The organism is Amycolatopsis sp. cmx-11-32, from assembly GCF_047608695.1.
In the GTDB taxonomy this organism is placed as follows: Bacteria; Actinomycetota; Actinomycetes; order Mycobacteriales; family Pseudonocardiaceae; genus Amycolatopsis.
In genome coordinates this window covers 1-15,259 of the sequence record NZ_JADNQN010000029.1, presented here as the reverse complement: position 1 = coordinate 15,259, position 15,259 = coordinate 1, and the positions used below count along the sequence as shown (strand labels likewise).

The 15,259-nt window shown below is 63.4% G+C and carries 15 protein-coding genes; 7 read left to right on the top strand and 8 right to left on the bottom strand.

Annotation, left to right across the window (positions count from 1 at the left end; all coding sequences use genetic code 11):
* The first annotated feature begins 184 nt into the window (after positions 1–184).
* Positions 185–685, top strand: coding sequence for a hypothetical protein (locus tag ACM6LR_RS38810; protein ID WP_414945604.1), 501 nt, complete (start codon positions 185–187; stop codon positions 683–685).
* Positions 686–1,700: 1,015 nt separating this feature from the next.
* Here ACM6LR_RS38810 and ACM6LR_RS38805 read toward each other — a convergent pair.
* On the bottom strand, positions 1,701–2,639 hold the full coding sequence (locus ACM6LR_RS38805) for an AfsR/SARP family transcriptional regulator (protein ID WP_414945605.1): 939 nt from the start codon (positions 2,637–2,639) through the stop codon (positions 1,701–1,703).
* Between the two features lie 387 nt (positions 2,640–3,026).
* Positions 3,027–4,442: a S8 family peptidase gene (locus ACM6LR_RS38800; protein ID WP_414945603.1), complete on the bottom strand. Its 1,416-nt coding sequence runs from the start codon at positions 4,440–4,442 to the stop codon at positions 3,027–3,029.
* 1,189 nt (positions 4,443–5,631) lie between these two features.
* On the opposite strand from ACM6LR_RS38800, the gene ACM6LR_RS38795 reads away from it, so the two are divergent.
* Positions 5,632–5,991: a hypothetical protein gene (locus ACM6LR_RS38795; RefSeq protein ID WP_414942821.1), complete on the top strand. Its 360-nt coding sequence runs from the start codon at positions 5,632–5,634 to the stop codon at positions 5,989–5,991.
* Positions 5,988–6,398, top strand: coding sequence for a hypothetical protein (locus ACM6LR_RS38790; RefSeq protein ID WP_414942822.1), 411 nt, complete (start codon positions 5,988–5,990; stop codon positions 6,396–6,398). Before ACM6LR_RS38795 ends, ACM6LR_RS38790 begins: the two co-directional genes overlap by 4 nt.
* Positions 6,399–6,956: 558 nt before the next feature.
* On the opposite strand, the gene ACM6LR_RS38785 is transcribed toward ACM6LR_RS38790, so the two are convergent.
* Both ACM6LR_RS38785 and ACM6LR_RS38780 read right to left on the bottom strand, forming a co-directional pair.
* Positions 6,957–7,199, bottom strand: a complete 243-nt coding sequence (locus ACM6LR_RS38785; protein WP_414942823.1) for a hypothetical protein — start codon at positions 7,197–7,199, stop codon at positions 6,957–6,959.
* Positions 7,200–7,448: 249 nt separating this feature from the next.
* Positions 7,449–7,730, bottom strand: a complete 282-nt coding sequence (locus ACM6LR_RS38780) for a hypothetical protein (RefSeq protein WP_414945602.1) — start codon at positions 7,728–7,730, stop codon at positions 7,449–7,451.
* A gap of 144 nt (positions 7,731–7,874) precedes the next feature.
* Here ACM6LR_RS38780 and ACM6LR_RS38775 point away from each other — a divergent pair, with 144 nt between their 5' ends.
* Positions 7,875–9,035 carry a DUF418 domain-containing protein gene (locus ACM6LR_RS38775; RefSeq protein WP_414945601.1) on the top strand — a complete coding sequence of 387 codons (1,161 nt, stop codon included), beginning with the start codon at positions 7,875–7,877 and terminating at the stop codon, positions 9,033–9,035.
* A 476-nt stretch (positions 9,036–9,511) separates the two neighbouring features.
* Here the strand turns inward: ACM6LR_RS38775 and ACM6LR_RS38770 are convergent, their stop codons facing one another.
* Entirely contained in the window at positions 9,512–9,961 is a 450-nt protein-coding gene (locus tag ACM6LR_RS38770; RefSeq protein ID WP_414942825.1) for a MarR family winged helix-turn-helix transcriptional regulator, read from the bottom strand.
* A gap of 68 nt (positions 9,962–10,029) precedes the next feature.
* Here ACM6LR_RS38770 and ACM6LR_RS38765 point away from each other — a divergent pair, with 68 nt between their 5' ends.
* The 3 genes from ACM6LR_RS38765 to ACM6LR_RS38755 all read left to right on the top strand — a co-directional run bounded on the left by ACM6LR_RS38765 (position 10,030) and on the right by ACM6LR_RS38755 (position 13,148).
* Positions 10,030–11,313, top strand: a complete 1,284-nt coding sequence (locus ACM6LR_RS38765) for an NAD(P)H-binding protein (RefSeq protein ID WP_414942826.1) — start codon at positions 10,030–10,032, stop codon at positions 11,311–11,313.
* 32 nt (positions 11,314–11,345) lie between these two features.
* Complete coding sequence (locus ACM6LR_RS38760; RefSeq protein ID WP_414945600.1) at positions 11,346–12,077, top strand: SDR family NAD(P)-dependent oxidoreductase; 732 nt, start codon at positions 11,346–11,348, stop codon at positions 12,075–12,077.
* Positions 12,078–12,752: 675 nt separating this feature from the next.
* Positions 12,753–13,148 (top strand): DUF3224 domain-containing protein, encoded by a 396-nt coding sequence (locus tag ACM6LR_RS38755; protein ID WP_414942828.1) that lies wholly within the window; start codon positions 12,753–12,755, stop codon positions 13,146–13,148.
* Positions 13,149–13,570: 422 nt separating this feature from the next.
* Here the strand turns inward: ACM6LR_RS38755 and ACM6LR_RS38750 are convergent, their stop codons facing one another.
* The 3 genes from ACM6LR_RS38750 to ACM6LR_RS38740 all read right to left on the bottom strand — a co-directional run bounded on the left by ACM6LR_RS38750 (position 13,571) and on the right by ACM6LR_RS38740 (position 15,245).
* Positions 13,571–14,035 (bottom strand): OsmC family protein, encoded by a 465-nt coding sequence (locus tag ACM6LR_RS38750; protein WP_414942829.1) that lies wholly within the window; start codon positions 14,033–14,035, stop codon positions 13,571–13,573.
* Positions 14,032–14,676 (bottom strand): GntR family transcriptional regulator, encoded by a 645-nt coding sequence (locus tag ACM6LR_RS38745; protein WP_414942830.1) that lies wholly within the window; start codon positions 14,674–14,676, stop codon positions 14,032–14,034. The genes ACM6LR_RS38750 and ACM6LR_RS38745 overlap by 4 nt, the downstream gene beginning before the upstream one ends.
* A gap of 455 nt (positions 14,677–15,131) precedes the next feature.
* On the bottom strand, positions 15,132–15,245 hold the full coding sequence (locus tag ACM6LR_RS38740) for a hypothetical protein (protein ID WP_414943792.1): 114 nt from the start codon (positions 15,243–15,245) through the stop codon (positions 15,132–15,134).
* Positions 15,246–15,259 lie beyond the last annotated feature (14 nt).

Genomic DNA, 15,259 nt, shown 5'->3' with positions numbered 1-15,259 from the left:
CTTCGCGTCCTTCAGCAACGCGTCAATAGTGGACGGCGAGAACGCGTCCGCGAGCCGCCGCGATGCCGCCTCATCACCCCGACGAGACGATATGTCCTGTGTCACTCAGTGTCCCTTCCGACCGCTAGACCAGCAAGTCGATCTTGGTACACCTCTGGCTTACACGGTTACCGTGACACGCCCTATGACCTGGGCCTGGATCACCGTCCACGACACCGCACCCGATGCCCGGGACGGGTATCGGTGGCTGCTCATTCGATGCAACCGCCGCACCGGCGAACTCGCCTTCTACCGCTGCTTCTCGGCCCGCCGGGTGCCACTGGCCACGTTGGTGCGGGTCGCCGGTCGACGGTGGACCATCGAGGAATCTTTCCAAACCTCCAAGGGGCAGACCGGTCTCGACGAGCATCAGGTTCGGACCTGGACCTCCTGGTACCGCTGGACCACCCTTGTGCTGCTGGCGCATCTCTTCCTCGCCATCACCACCGTCGCAGAACGGGCCAAACCCACCCCCGCAGGTCTGATTCCCCTAACCCTCAACGAAATCCGGCACCTGTTCAACCGACTCGTCATGCAGTGCACAGACAACATCACCGCCTGCCTGCACTGGTCCTGGTGGCGCCGCCACCACCAACACCGCGCCCAGCAAGCCCACTACCAGCGACAATCGATCGAAGAACCGTGAACATCACGATCTACGACTGGAGTACTAGAACCTGGAGACGAGCAGACCCTGGCCAGCCCGACCACCCTGAGGTACCCGATCAACCGCGGACGATCCGGGGCCGCGCCCCGCACGGCATCGTGAACAACGGCTTACACCTGGCACAGCACGACCGTCGAGGCGAGCTGCGCGATCGGTCACGATAGCCGTCGATACGCCACGAACCGTACGACGCGCACGTCTCCAGCCTGAGTGCCGGTCGGCACCTACGGCGCGAATGGCCGAACTACCCGTTAAAGTAGTCTCACTGCCCCGTAACCACAAGCGGTCGACTTGTCCCGGTGCCGAATCCCCACCATTCCCGCTACGAACGAGACCACAGAAGCCCGGCGTGCGCCGCAGATATAGACAAGAAGATATCGATCGACGGATTTTTGCATGATTCGTTCCCCAGGGTCCCTGAGCACCGGTAACGCAATATTGCGAACTCCTCACTTACCCGTGCGAGCGAGCAGACTTGATCTTAGACATCCGGTTCCACTAAAGTGGCCAATCGGCAGTTGAGGGAATGAGAACTGCGTTGTTTTCGGAACGGTCGCCAGCCTCTCCCCCAGGAGTTCCGGGGCCGCATTCTATCGACTTGAGCTGGCCCTCAGCGCCCTGCTCGACGCTGTTCGACCAGGCAACAGCCCGATACGAGACCGTGCACGACCCTATCAGATTCAGCTCCTCGGATGATGAGGCGGCCAGAGCCGAGCAAAGCACGCGAGCCCCGAGCCCGGCTAAAGGTTGCCGAATTTCGAATGGCCATGTGACCGTAAGCCGATTCCAGCATCGCAGAGCCACCGAATAGTTGCGCTTCGAATATATTGGCGATGGTAGTGCCAGAATCTGCGACAAGCTCCTCGCGCACGACCGCGCCGATCCCGTGAAGCCGTTGATAGAAGTTCTCTAAAGCCGCCCCCTTTGCCAATATCACGGATCCCATCACCGATCATTTCCGGCCCGGATATCCGGAGAACAGCTGGCCGTCATCTCACCGTGTTCTCAGTTGCCTCCGCTTGGCGATCATGTCGTCACACTGCCACCTCGCCACACGCCACCATAGGCGTGGACTGCGCAGGATGGCACTCAGCAACGGCACCACATCCAAATGGGTGTGTCGTTCAGCGACGAGGCCATCGTCAAGGAGTACCTGGTCACAGACACGCAACCGTACCCTGCGACGGCCGACGGTAACGTCGAGACGAAACGCGATGAAAAGCATCCCATCTCGGTGAGCCCAGGACTCCACCGATCCACGTACATCGGAGCACAGCGAAAAGATCGGACGCGCGAACTTCTCTCGGAACGCGCTGCGCCCGGAGCCGGGAGCCCGGATCAGCGGTTGCGTGAACCGGTAGTCGGCATGGAGCCAGGGGTCAAAGTGGTCGGCTAGCTCATCGGCATCGGCAGGCGCCCTCCACCCCTGCACGAAAGCATCGACAAAAGCTGCCGCAGGGCCGTCCGGAGAAGCACCCGCCGCAGGGGTCGGCACATCATCAATCGACACGAAAGACCTTCCAGGTCGCCTGGCCGCTGACCAGTCCTCCACTGCTGCGAGCCGCATTTCCGAAAGCCGGTCCCGTTCAGCGCTCATCCAGTCACCGTCCGCACCGTCCAATGCGGTACCGTGCCACTGGTCGAGCCCGTCGCCGAGCGACTTCGCGGCGATCGCGAACCGATGCTCACGTAGCGCTCGCCTCCCGTCCCGTACGGAAAGCACGATGCCGTCGAAGTCGATCGACGCGACGTCGGGCGCGAGCCGGTGACCACCAGGCCCACGCATGATCACATCTTGGCCGCCACCTTGGACAATGACCTTTCGAAGAGTGGACACATAGGTGTGCACCGACGCTCTGGAGCGTTTCAGCGCGTCCGCACCCCATACCGCGTCGATAAGCTGTTCTACTGACACGACAGCGCCAGCCGACATCGCCAACGAGCCAGCAGTGTGCGTGGTTTCGGACCACCCAGTGTAAGCGGTCCCTCATCGGTCAAGACTGAAACAGGACCCAGTATTCCGATTTCCATCGAACCCCCAGTGCACAACTTCACAGCAGACACTACTACCGCCAGTCCTGCATTTGTGACTCTGACTTCGACAACGGCGATGTTCACTTCGCATCACCGTCGGCCTCTTGGCCGCAGCGCTCGCGGTCGGCCCCCAGGACCGCGGCCAGCACTCTCGGTGGAATTACGAAGTGCTCGCGAAAGCAAGTCGGCCGATGGCGCCACTCGCGAGGACCGCCATCGGCCGACTTGTACTTCCAAAACAGCGTGTTTTCTGTTATCAGCTGACGTTATAGTGGTTTCGAGCTGGTCAGCCGACCGCTCGGAGCGCGTTGACCAAACCCTTCCCGTAGAAGCCCGCTCCGCTCACGCCTCCTTCGCAGACGGCGCGGAACTGACCAGTGCCTCCTGGGTCGTGGACGCCGCTGGCTGGGCACGGCAGAACCTCCGCGCCAGCTTCGGCAGCGGCTTTGAGTGAATCCCCGGACAGCATCGGGTAGCGGCTCTTCAGAAGTGCCAGCACACCGGTGATATGTGGTGCTGCCATGGAAGTCCCCTGGAGGTAGCCGTACTGGCCGCCCGGAATCGTGGACAGCACTCGCCCGTTCGCATCCGGCGTCGACGGGGTCTGGAACCTCCAGTCACCTCCCGGCGCCGTGAGATCTGCCACACCGGTACCGTGATTCGACGCGTAATAACGGCTCTTCGCCGCGCCTACCGCGGATACACCGACGACTCCCGGAATCTCGGCCGGAAGGGTCACGCACGACGAGTCGGTATTCCGAGTCAAGGGCGTTCCATTGGTCGGGCTCAACGTGTCGACGATGTCGTGAGCGAGGTCCCAGTTGTTGTTACCCAGCGAACTGACCGTCGTGACCATCCTCGATGTGGCGTAGGCGATGGACCGGCGTACGGCCTCGGCGACCGCGGCCTGGTCCGGATCGGATTTGCACCACAGATACCACGGGTCGATGGCAAATGAGCTGTTGACAATGTCAACGCCGTGTTCGGCGGCCCAAATGTATCCACAGACGGCCGATTCGGGGTAGATGTAATCGTCGGCGGTGCCGACCTTGATCGAGGCGATACGCACGTCAGGCGCGACGCCTGCGACACCGATTCCGTTCCTGGCCGCCGCCACGATGCCGGCGACGTGCGTGCCATGTCCGTTCTGGTCCTGCCAGGAGGCTTCTGTCCTGTCTGGAACCCCGTCGGCCCCGCAATTGACCGAAGCGGCGTGGTCGATGTTGGCACGGAGGTCAGGATGCGTCGAGTCGATACCGCTGTCCATGACTCCGACGAGCACGTTCCCGCTGCCCGGATTGATGTCGTTGGCTTGATCAGCACCGATCAGCTTCATGTTCCACTGATTGGCAGCCAGCGGCTCACCGGATGCCGATGCCCGCGATCCGATGTCACCATGGTCTTCGGCGGTCGCTGTCCGAAGTACGGGTGCCGCCTCCCGGCTCCTCGTCCCCAGTTCGGCCAGGTTCCTCGTGGCACCCACACCGGCGATACCGCCCTGCCGACGCACCCGCGTGGCGAAATCGGCTTGCTTGGAGCGGGCGATCACCACACCGATCTGCGGCCATTTCTGGACGATCGAACCCTCATTGGCGATCACCGCCATCTCCGCCAGGTCGAGCGGCGCTGCTTTCGGAACGAGTACAGCGAAGTACGCGCCACCGGTGGTGTCGATTGAGGCAGGTGCAGCCGCATCCGCCATCGGGACTGTCACTAGGCCTATTCCGGCTACTAGCGTTCCGACTGCGGCAAACCCTCTGGCTCGCCTGATAGATCGGAATGTGAACATTCGAGAAGAACCCTCCATATGAATTCCCCAGTTGTCGTGATCACACCAGGCAGTGCGATCACGATACCCAGTGACCCCAGACTGGCCTCGGTAAACCTTCGAGGCAAGACTGCGCCCATGTACTTATCGCGGCACTCATAACCTTTTGCATATGAATCTGACTGTCGATACCAGGTAAGTACCGCGGACACCCCTTGGTCGGACCCAGTTGTCGTTTGGAGGAGCTACAGCTCACTTGGCCGTCGTGGCGACTGGACAGACGCGGTCACCCAGGAGATCCGTCGCCGGAAAGTAGCCAGTACGGCGTGAGGCGAAACTGTGCGCGGTGTCGGCCCCGAGTAAGAGCAGCTGATGCCGAGACACTTTGGCGTCGGCGGTCGGTACACCTTCCGGGGCACTGGGTCCCCGCCTACCGCAGCGACACGCTTCACCAGCGTGCCGGGTCACCAGGCACCAGCGGGTTGGGCATCGCGATCACCGCGACCCGGCCCTCGGCCGCGGTTCGGCACCACCGCACCAGGAGGAGCCGACCTGGAGTGTACGTCGACCGCATGCTGTCGCCCCCGACAGTCACTATGACGAAGTTCCTGCGGAAGAACAGAAGCAGGGTCAAGACGAGAATGGAAACCCTCTCCCGCGCGAACCTTCGGGACGACAAGCGGCACCATGCGGTCGGCATGCGTTACAAGCATCGTGGACATGTATCACTCCTGGAGCTTGCGAGAAAGCAGTGCAGCGATGTGACGGCATGACGTGAAGCTTCGCTGTGATCGATCCAGCACGGGAGACAGCCAACGGGCCGACCACCAGAAACCGCACAGCAACAAGATAAAGGAAATCCGACTGCCAGGACGGAACTTGACCAGTCATCTCATGGCACGTCGATCCTCTTGAACGGCGCGATAGCGGCCTGCCGCACGACCGAGTGAGATCCATACGCCTTGCATGGAGAGGGCCTGGATCAGACCGAAGGGCCCAAGACGGTGCCTGACCAGGGCATATGTTGCCCTGGCAAGGTGTAGATCCTGGCAAATCCTGTCTCTTTTGAGCGCGCACTCAAGTAGCCAAGCGGCTGGAGCAATACATCAAACAACATTGGTCGGTGACGAGATTGCATCACCCCTACGGCATGCTGCTCACCCGCACGTTCAGGCATGGCCCACCTCTGGTCAACCGGATGCTCGCTGCGGTCATGGTCATGCTCGCGGTACCCCGACTATTCGGCTGGCGCAGTGTGCTGGAGTCGGGCGTGCCGAGCCGTCGCCGTGTCGAAACAGCCAGGTCGTCCATCGCCGTCTCGCCACCACCGTCGACGATCACCGACGAGGTGACCGGCCACGCTGAGCAGCACTGTCAGGCGCAACTCCGATGTCAGCCGTCGCGCGAGGGCAACGCACCATCGTGGCAGGTGCGGACTGCCGTCTTCGGCCGCGGAAGGGTTGGCGCTACTGTGTTCGCGTGACCCCGGCTGATGCCCGTGAAGCCCTGCTGTTCCACTCGTGCACGCATCCAGATGTCGAGAATCCGCGTTGGCAACGGGGTTTCCTCGGATCTCTGCGACCGTTCACCGGATTGCGCGAGGAGAACTTCCACGACGTCATGTCGGCGTTGCTGACTCTTGCCGAACCACTGCAGGCTGACCTGGTGTCACGTGAGGTGGTTTCCGCTGTGGTCGGAATCTGCCATTTCGGCCGAGCCTGGGGTGTAATGCCGGACGGGATGCTCCGCCGGAACAGCTTGATCGCGGACGCGGAGGTGACTCGGCTGGAGGATTGGGTACAGACCATCTCTTACGCGCTGACCATGATCCTGGACGGTGATATCGCGGAGGCAGCTGGTGAGTACGAACGCTACCGTGGTCAGAGCTGAGCGGGACCGTCAGCAGGCTGGATCACCTCGAGGAGATGGCGACAACCCCGGAGCAGTTCAGCGCACCTCATCAATGGCCGGCGCGGTCCCGCGGACGGCGGCGAGCAGTCCGCCGGCCCGCTCGAGTTGCTGCTCTGCCGCGGCGGCGAGCTGCGAAGGGACCGGAACACAGGGTGCGGGTCCGCTGTTGCCCACGCCTGGCGCTGCAGGTTTCCTTGATATAGCCGCGGATGCCGGGTTCACCGATCGGGCCAGGGACCGGCCCAGCGATGCCGGTGGAAGGTGACGCCATCGGTGTGCACGGATTCTGGACTTCCCACGCGTGGCAGTGCCGCAATCGCGGCAGACGTCCCACACTGTGCCGACGTGGCGCCCTTCCCGCCAGGATCGCCATCATCCGCGATCACGGCGACCCTCCGTTTCGTCCGGTTCACCTGGTCAGATGGTCGACGGCTCACGCTCGTGACCACCCGACCAGGCAACGGGAACTGTCCTCACGGCCCGCCCGACCACGAGTCGACCGCGCAACCGGCCGGGAGACCGGGCCCGCCACATTGCTTACCGGTAAAAGTGGTATCCGTAGTGACCCCACGTGGTCGGGAAGCAGGACTTGGTCACGGTCCGGTGGGCGGGCGGGCGCGGGGAGTGCGGCACCACCTGGTAACCCGCCACGACGAGCGACGTGATTCCCGCGGCGCACGACGGTTCGTTCGGGAACGGACCGCTGAGCTCCCACGGACCCAATTCGGCGTGCGCCGTATGTGCGACCGACGTCCCGAGCATCGCTGCGATCAGCACCACTGCAGCTCTCCTGCTTCGCATCCACCTACGGCCCTGAGTGCCTCTGCTGTCTGAAATGGTCCGGACTCCCTCCTGAACGGTCCGGTACACGGTTTAGTGCGTGCTCGCACGAACTCACGCGACCGGATGATCACCGATCATAGAAGTTCGGGTGGCCAGTTTCTGCTGATTTGGGCATTTTGTGGAACGTGATCGAGATCGGGCCGCCCGAGTAGTGGCGACACACCGCCCCTCTTGAGCGAACGCTGGTTAACCCTCCCCCAAGCCTCGGAGTCTTCCGTCGGCACCGATTCCTCGAAGCAGCGTGTCGACCACGAGTGTGGCGAGCGCGTCCGTGTCCGTCGGCTCGGACTGCTGGGTCGCTTCGTGAATCAGCGCGTGGTAGATGCGTCGAGCCCAACCCGGATCGAGCAGCTGAAGCTCAACTACGTCGAGCGGCGCTTCAGTCGTTTCGACGTCCGGCGCCAGCGCGTCGATCCGACGATGCCCGTGCTCGTGTGCCATGATGGATGCCTCGCCCGGTTGCGTCATGCGGAACATTTCGACTACCCCTCCCAGATTTTGTGCATGACTTCCACCCTGTCCGCACCCGGGCCTCCACTCACATCTGCCACTGGCACACGAAGACACCCCCGCATTCCATTCGTAACCTGATGGAAGCACGAAGGGAGCAAGGTGGAGACAGACCGGATAGAAGCGTTGGATGTCTTACGCGGCGTCGCGATTCTCGGCACATTGGGCACGAACATTTGGGTTTTCGCCGATCAGCGTGGTGCGGCCGGTTTTCTCGATCTGCCGACGCCGGATTCGGTTGCCGGAGTGACTGAGCTGCTGTTACGGTTTCTCAGCAATGGCAAGTTCCTTGCGCTGCTTTCACTGATGTTCGGCATCGGCATGGAGCTGCAGTACCGCTCGGCGCGAAAACGTGGTGCCCGCTGGCCGGGTTGGCACCTTTGGCGTGCCGCCCTCCTGTTCTTTGAAGGAGTTGTTCATTACACGCTGATTTTCGAATTCGACGTGCTGATATACTACGCCATCGTGTCTGCGTTGGTGGCGTTCGTAATCGGCCGCTCTGAACGCGTGATCAGCATTTGGCTTTGGTTCCAAGGTTTGGTTTTCGTCACTGTGATCGGATTGCTCACCCTCGCGCAGCACTACCGGCACGTTCCGCTGACGATCGACGGCAACGGGCCGAGTACCACCAGCTGGCCGGCCGCGGTCGCGGATCGGATCGTCATGGCGGGTACCTATCGCGCGGAGGCCGTGCTCGTCATCCCCCTGGGCATGTTCCTGTTCTTGCTCGGTTCACGCTTGATGCGCCGGGGAGTGCTGGCGGACTCTCGACAGGGTCAGCGGCTGCGTAACAAGCTGATGCAGGTCGGACTCGGCATGGGTATTCCGCTCAATCTGATCACGACATTCTCGGGCGCGTCGTGGTTCTTCGCCGACCGATATGTGACTGCGGGATTCGTGTCGATCGGCCTGCTTGGCCTCGTAACGACACTGGTACACCGGCTGCGAGGCGAGCCAGGCCCGCTACGACGGGGGCTCATATCGGTCGGGCGCGTAGCTCTGTCCAGTTACATCCTGCAGAACCTGATTGCTGGAATACTCTGTTACGAATGGGGATTCGGCTTGTCGAGCACTTTCGTCAGCGCGCGACCGTGGTGGGTCATTGTCCTCTACCTGGGTGTGAGTGCCCTGATCATGGCCTTAAGCAAGCTTTGGCTGAAGTGGTTCTCTCGAGGGCCGGTCGAACTTCTGTGGCAATGGGCTTACTTGAGGCCCCAACGAGCCACCGTGAGCCGGGTGGAACGAGACAGCAATCGGTATTGAGCTAGCCGCAGCCCGCCATGAACGATTGGCGAGACGGTTGACACCTGGCAGTACCGCCGACAGGGCCTTGGGGGCGAGGCCAACCAAGCCAGCGCTTATGAGTCCGAGAAGCTCTATCCGGTATGCACGGCCGTGAGGCCGGTCATGCCGCACAGGGGGTCACCAACTCGGCGAATCGCTCCGGTCGCCGCCAACCTGAGAGGGTTCACCATCGGGCAAGTGTGCTGAGGTCCAGTCCGGAAGACGGCGGATCAGCCGTGCCGGCGCGGGTGCCGCACTCTCTTCGACAGTGGCGCGAAAGGCTGACACCGTGACTGTCGGCGGGGTTCCTGCGGCGAGTGGGGAGTTCGGTCGGAAGCGTCCGCGCGGTCGTTGGATGCGCTCATGCCTCCGGCACTGCCCCTCTGCTTCGACTGCGGCGCCCTTCGATACCCGTATGCGAAGCATGAGCCCGCGCACGATGCCCCCCGGTCACCTCAGGGCGCGTTGCTGTCCATCGCGCGCACAAGCAAGGCGCGGAGCTCGTGTAGTTCGGGTTCAGTGAGCGCACTGACCGGGCCCGCGTCCTCCCGGAGCCGCTGCGCGAGACCGTCTCGGACGCGCGCCCCCTCGTCGGTGGCCATGATGTTCTTGATCCGCCGGTCGGCACGGTCCGTATGCCTCCCGACCAGGCCGTGGTCCTCGAGCTTGTCGATGATGCCAGTGAGATTCGACGCGTCGTAGCCGAGTTTTCGAGCCAGTCCACGCATGGACAAGGTGGCATTCAGCTCCAGGGCGAGCAGGACCTTCCCCTCAGCGGCCGTGAGGTTCAGCTCCGCCGCTCGCGCGGCGAAATTCCGGCTCAGTCGTGCACTCATTTCGACCAGCAGCTGGATGACCTCATAGGACAACGGAGTGGGCGGTTCGACGGGCATCGACGGGGTCACTGGACGATGCTAACGAAGATAGATTATGGTGGTTTACCACCATAATCTATCTGAAGGAATGAGTACTCATGATCGTCGTGACCGGCGGGACCGGAACGGTCGGCAGTCGGCTGGTGCATCTCCTCGTGGAGCGCGGTGAGCAGGTTCGGGTGCTATGCCGGGACAGACGCCGGGCGCAGACCCTCTTCGGGGACCGGGTTGAAACCTTCCCAGTCGACCTGGCCGATCCGGGCTCGCTCGCCCCCGCGTTGTCTGGGGCAGACCGCCTCTTCCTGCTGACCACCGCCGCCGCGGTACCCGACAGTCAGCGTGTACAGGAACACAACGTCATCACAGCGGCACGTACGGCCGGGGTGCGCCGAGTGGTCAAGCTATCCGCCCACGGTGCCCACGAGCAGTCGCCGATCGGGTTCGTGCGGGAGCATTGGGAGTCCGAGCGTGAACTGAAGACTTCCGGACTCGCCTACACAATCCTGCGGCCGGGGGGTTACTTGCAGAACTTCCACCGCATCGGTACCGATGACGCGATCTATACCTGTGCCGAAGACGGCCGGACCGCGCTCGTGGACGCGAACGACATTGCCACCGTCGCGGCCGTGGCGCTGACCGAGGACGGGCACGAGGGCAGGACTTACACCCTGACAGGTCCGCAGGCCCACACCTACGACGAGGCCGCCGCGATCCTGAGCGCAGCTGCCGGACGGACGATCACCCATGTCCGGGTGCCCCCTGCGGCACTCGTCGAGGCGATGGTCGGCGCCGGGCTCCCCCGGTGGCTCGCCCGAGATTTGACCACACAGTATGAGGTCATCGCCGTCGGCGACTACGACGAGATCAGTGGCGACGTCGAGGTCGTCACCGGCCGCCCCGCCCGCTCTGTCGCCCTCTTCGCGGCCGACGAATTCGCCGGTGGCGGTGCTACCTTCTCCGACGGACAGCGGCCGAGCGCTACGACCACGTCCAGCATGCTCAACATCTTCACCGAGAACCCCCTCGCCGCGCTCGAGTTCTACCGTGACCGACTCGGGTTCGCGGTGTCGTACTGCTGGCCGAACCAGGACACTCCCGAGCACGTCGTGCTTCAGCTCGGCACTTCCTTGCTCGCTGTCTCCCACCCTGCCGCGGTGAAATCGACCGGGCTGATACCCGCCAGTGGTTCCACCTTCGAACTGGTCGTCTCCTGCGAGGACGTCGACCGCGAGACCGCGCGGCTCCGAGCCGGTGGCACCCGGATACTCATCGAGCCCTATCGCCACCTCGGCGGACACCGACGCGCATATGTCGCCGACCCCGACGGCAACTGGATAGCGCTCGTCGACACGCAGCCCGGCCGAGAGGCGGATCCGCGATGACGAGGAGCCGACACCAGGGCAAGGTAGCGCTGGTGACCGGCGCGAACAAGGGCATCGGGCTGGAGATCACCCGGCGACTCGCAGCCGAGGGGATGACTGTGTACCTGGGCGCTCGCGACCCGGAACGAGGCAAGAGCGCCGAGTTCGAGCTCGGCGGTGCCGACACCGATGTACGCTTCCTTCACTTGGACGTCACCGCAGCGGAACAGGTCGACGCCGCGATCGCCCGGATCGAGGACGAATGCGGGAAACTCGATGTCCTGGTCAACAACGCGGGCATCGTGACCGAGTGGGGAACGCCTGTCGAGCAGATCACCGCAGCACAAGTCCGGCAAGCGTACGAAGTCAACGTGTTCGGCCCGATAGCCATGATTCACGCCTGTCTTCCGCTGCTGCAGCGCTCTTCCCGGGCCCGAGTGGTGAACCTGTCCAGCCCGCTGGGATCGATGGCCCTGCTGAGCGACCCTCACCACCCCATCTCCACCCGCGGCCTGCTCGCCTACAGCTCCTCCAAAGCCGCGCTGAATTCGATCACCGTGCTCTACGCCAACGCCCTGCGTGCGAAAGGAATCCACGTCAACGCCGCCAACCCGGGCCTCGTTGCCACCGACCTCAATGTCGAATCCCCCTTCAGTCGTGGACACCAGACTGTCGCAGAGGCAGCCGCCGTTCCCGTCGAACTCGCACTCCTCGATGACACCGGACCCACAGGAGAGTTTCGCGGTGGGCCCACTTGCTCGGTCGAACAGACCGTGCCGTGGTGAGTAGTGCGGAACAGGCCGGCGGTGAGTTGATCCAGGCGGACTGGACACTTCCTCTCTGGCCCGGCGCAACTCACCGCTAGCGCTCTCCACCGCCGCAAGGTGCCCCGCCTAGTGAGGGTAAGGCAAGTGTGCTCGGACGTGGAAGCCTTGAATGGCGCGATCGCCACAGGGATCCGGCGACCATAGGGAACTTCGGAACGGGCCTCAGCGCCCGATTTGAGCGCTTTGTGCAGGGTCGTGAGTGGTGAGGACGGTCAGGGCCAAGAGTGCCTTGGACTATTACGGCATTCCGGCTTCGGCTGATCGCAGGTCTGTGAGCACTTCGACAGGGTGAGGGGCCTTCATGTACCCCAGGTGAGAGAGAACTACGGCGGCGGCATAGCGGGCACTGGGATCGTGATGTCCGCTGTGGACTGTTGGAGCCACGCCAGGTGACGGTGCCCGCCCGCTCTCGGGTCGCGACTCAGGGTCAGCTCGAACATTTGCGTGTCTGATCCATAGCGGCGGGTAGCGCGATACTCCGCAGATAACCGTGGGGATATGGATCACGACTGGAATTGCATGACCTGTACCTTGTCCACTGAGAAGTCTTGACTGCAAAGTAGTGCCATCTCCCCACTGGTGGACAACGCACCACCTCAATGGTGTCCACACTCACGGAATCGATGAGAGTTCATGAACGAAGTGACCGGCCGGTTCACCCTGGACAGCTGGAATGAAGACGTGTACGACGAGCGAGGAGGCGTTCGCCTTCTCCGCGTTCGCAATACCAAGACCTTCGAAGGAGGAATCCAGGGCACTAGCGAAGCGAACCTGCTCCAGGTGTTGGCAAACAATGACTCGGCATCGTATGTCGGCATGGAGCGGGTACACGCGCAGATCGATGGCCGAGAAGGCGATTTCGTGTTGCGTCATTCTGCCCAAGGAAACGCTGAGGGCGGATCCGCCAGCATCGAAGTCGTCACGGACTCGGCCAGCGGTGGCCTGAAAGGACTCCGGGCCACGATGGAGATCACTCGAGCACCGAACGGTGAGCACAGCTACGTCTTCAAATACGAACTGCACTCATAGGGTTGGGGAAACTTCTACCGAGTTGAACCCTCGACAGCCTTCGGGTGTCAGGACGCGATTTGATCGCGATACCGTGGTCGCCTCTGCACAGAGTACAGGCGCGATGGTCGACAGGACCGGAGGTCAAGGGCAGGCTCCTGGCGACCTGACTGGGGCAGGGGATGTCGATCCTTCCATCGGCGGCCTCGGTCGGATCGGCGGAAGCTGTCGATCCACATCGGGCAGAACCAGCATCCACGACGTTCGGCTACGCCCGCGTAGACGGCCGCTCACTCCCGAATTCCCGTAGGAGCCTGCGCATCCGGTAGCGGACCCGATCCGGTCAGCGGCATGAAACGACAGGCTGCCAGTCCCCCGACGAGGACGCGGTGGCCGCATGGAGCGGACTGCGCGGGTCGATCGTCACCCGCACCGTATGTCCGTTACCGCACCACGGGTTCGTGCCGTACCGGGAAGTTGACCGAGTTGGCGATGAAGCAGATCCCGTGCGCGTCCTCGTGCAGGGCCAACGCCTTGGCGCGCATGTCAGGTTCGGCGACGGTCACCTCGGGGTGCAGCACGACCTCGGTGAATCGGCCACCCGCGCCAGGCTCCTCCCGCATGACGCCGCTCGCGGAGTCGACATACTCGGTCACGACCACCCCGGCGCGGGCACACAGCGCGAAGTAGCTGAGCATGTGGCATTGCGACAGTGCGGCGACCAGCAGTTCTTCGGGGTTCCAGCGGTCCGCCGTACCGCGGAACGCCGGATCTGCAGTGCCCTTGAGCGGTTCCTTGCCCTCGGCGACGACGTCGTGGTCGCGCGCGTAATCGCGGTAACCGGAGGTGCCGGAGCCGCTGTTTCCGGTCCAGCGCACCATGACCCGGTAGTCGTGTTCCCTGCTCATGTAGACCTTCCTTCCGCTGTTTCGTCCACTGTGGACATGGTGGCCATGACGTGTTCGCGGGCACGGGCGGCGGCTTCGTCCGGTTTGCCCTCGGCAATGGCCGAGATGAGGCGGCGATGCTCGTCGTCCACGCGGGCCGGCCGCGCGGACGCGGTCAACGAAGCGCGCGTCGAAACGATGATCTGGTCCCAAATCCGGTCCAGGACGTCCAGCGCCATCGGGAGGTCGGCAAGCTCGGCGGCGTGCCGGTGAAATGCCCGGTTGCGGGCCACGCCGTTGAGCAGATCACCCAGGCGGGTGGCCTCGTCGGCCAGGTCGGCGTGCTCGGTGAGGCGGCGTAGTGATGCCGGGGACAGTTCGCCCGCCTGCTGGCGGCGCGCGGCCTGTTCCGCGGTCAGCGCCTCGAGCGAGGCGCGCACGAGGTAGGCATCACGCAACGCCTTGGTGTCGAGTTCGACGACGGTCACGCCCCGGCGGGCGGCGCGAACCAGGCCGTCGCTTTGCAGCCGCCGCAACGCTTCCCGCACCGGCGTGCGGCTGACACCGAGCCGAGAGCACAGCTCCTGCTCGCTGATCGACTGCCCGGCCGCATACGTCCCGAGCACGATCAGGCCGTGGATGTCGTCGTAAACCCTGTCCAACCGAACTCCTTGTATGCAATGTATACAGAGGATACGACATGACTGTTCGCTCTGGCAACCGCGCCCTCTCCTGGCTGGTCGGTCGCCGAGGTGAGCACGACACGGCTGGTGATCAAGACTTAGCTCACCAGGGAATGACGTCCTCGAGGGAATCCGGGCCCCGGAAGACACCAGACGGGCCGTCCGCGGGAAGCGTCGCGAGCAGGACCGGAACGGCCGCACCCTCGGCGACGGTGCGGTGCCCGCGCGAAAAAGGGGCCCCGGCGTTTTGGTCAAGCGATTTACCGGACTGGAAGGAAGATCTCAACGCCACCCACCGCAAGATCCGCGCTTACCGCCGGTCGGCGAGCACGCTCGCCGACACGGTTCCGGCATCGCGAATCTGCACAACATCCTCTTCGATGCCTGAGCGCAACCCAGCCCCACCAACCACAACACCAGTTACGAGACATCCTTTAGCGCTTGATCGCGACGCCTCCGGTCATGAAGCGCACCCCGATGGTGGTCGCGTCGGTGACGACCTCGTCGGGCCGCCAGAGTGCCAGCGGCACAATGCCGGGCGGCAGGATCTCCAGCCCGTCGA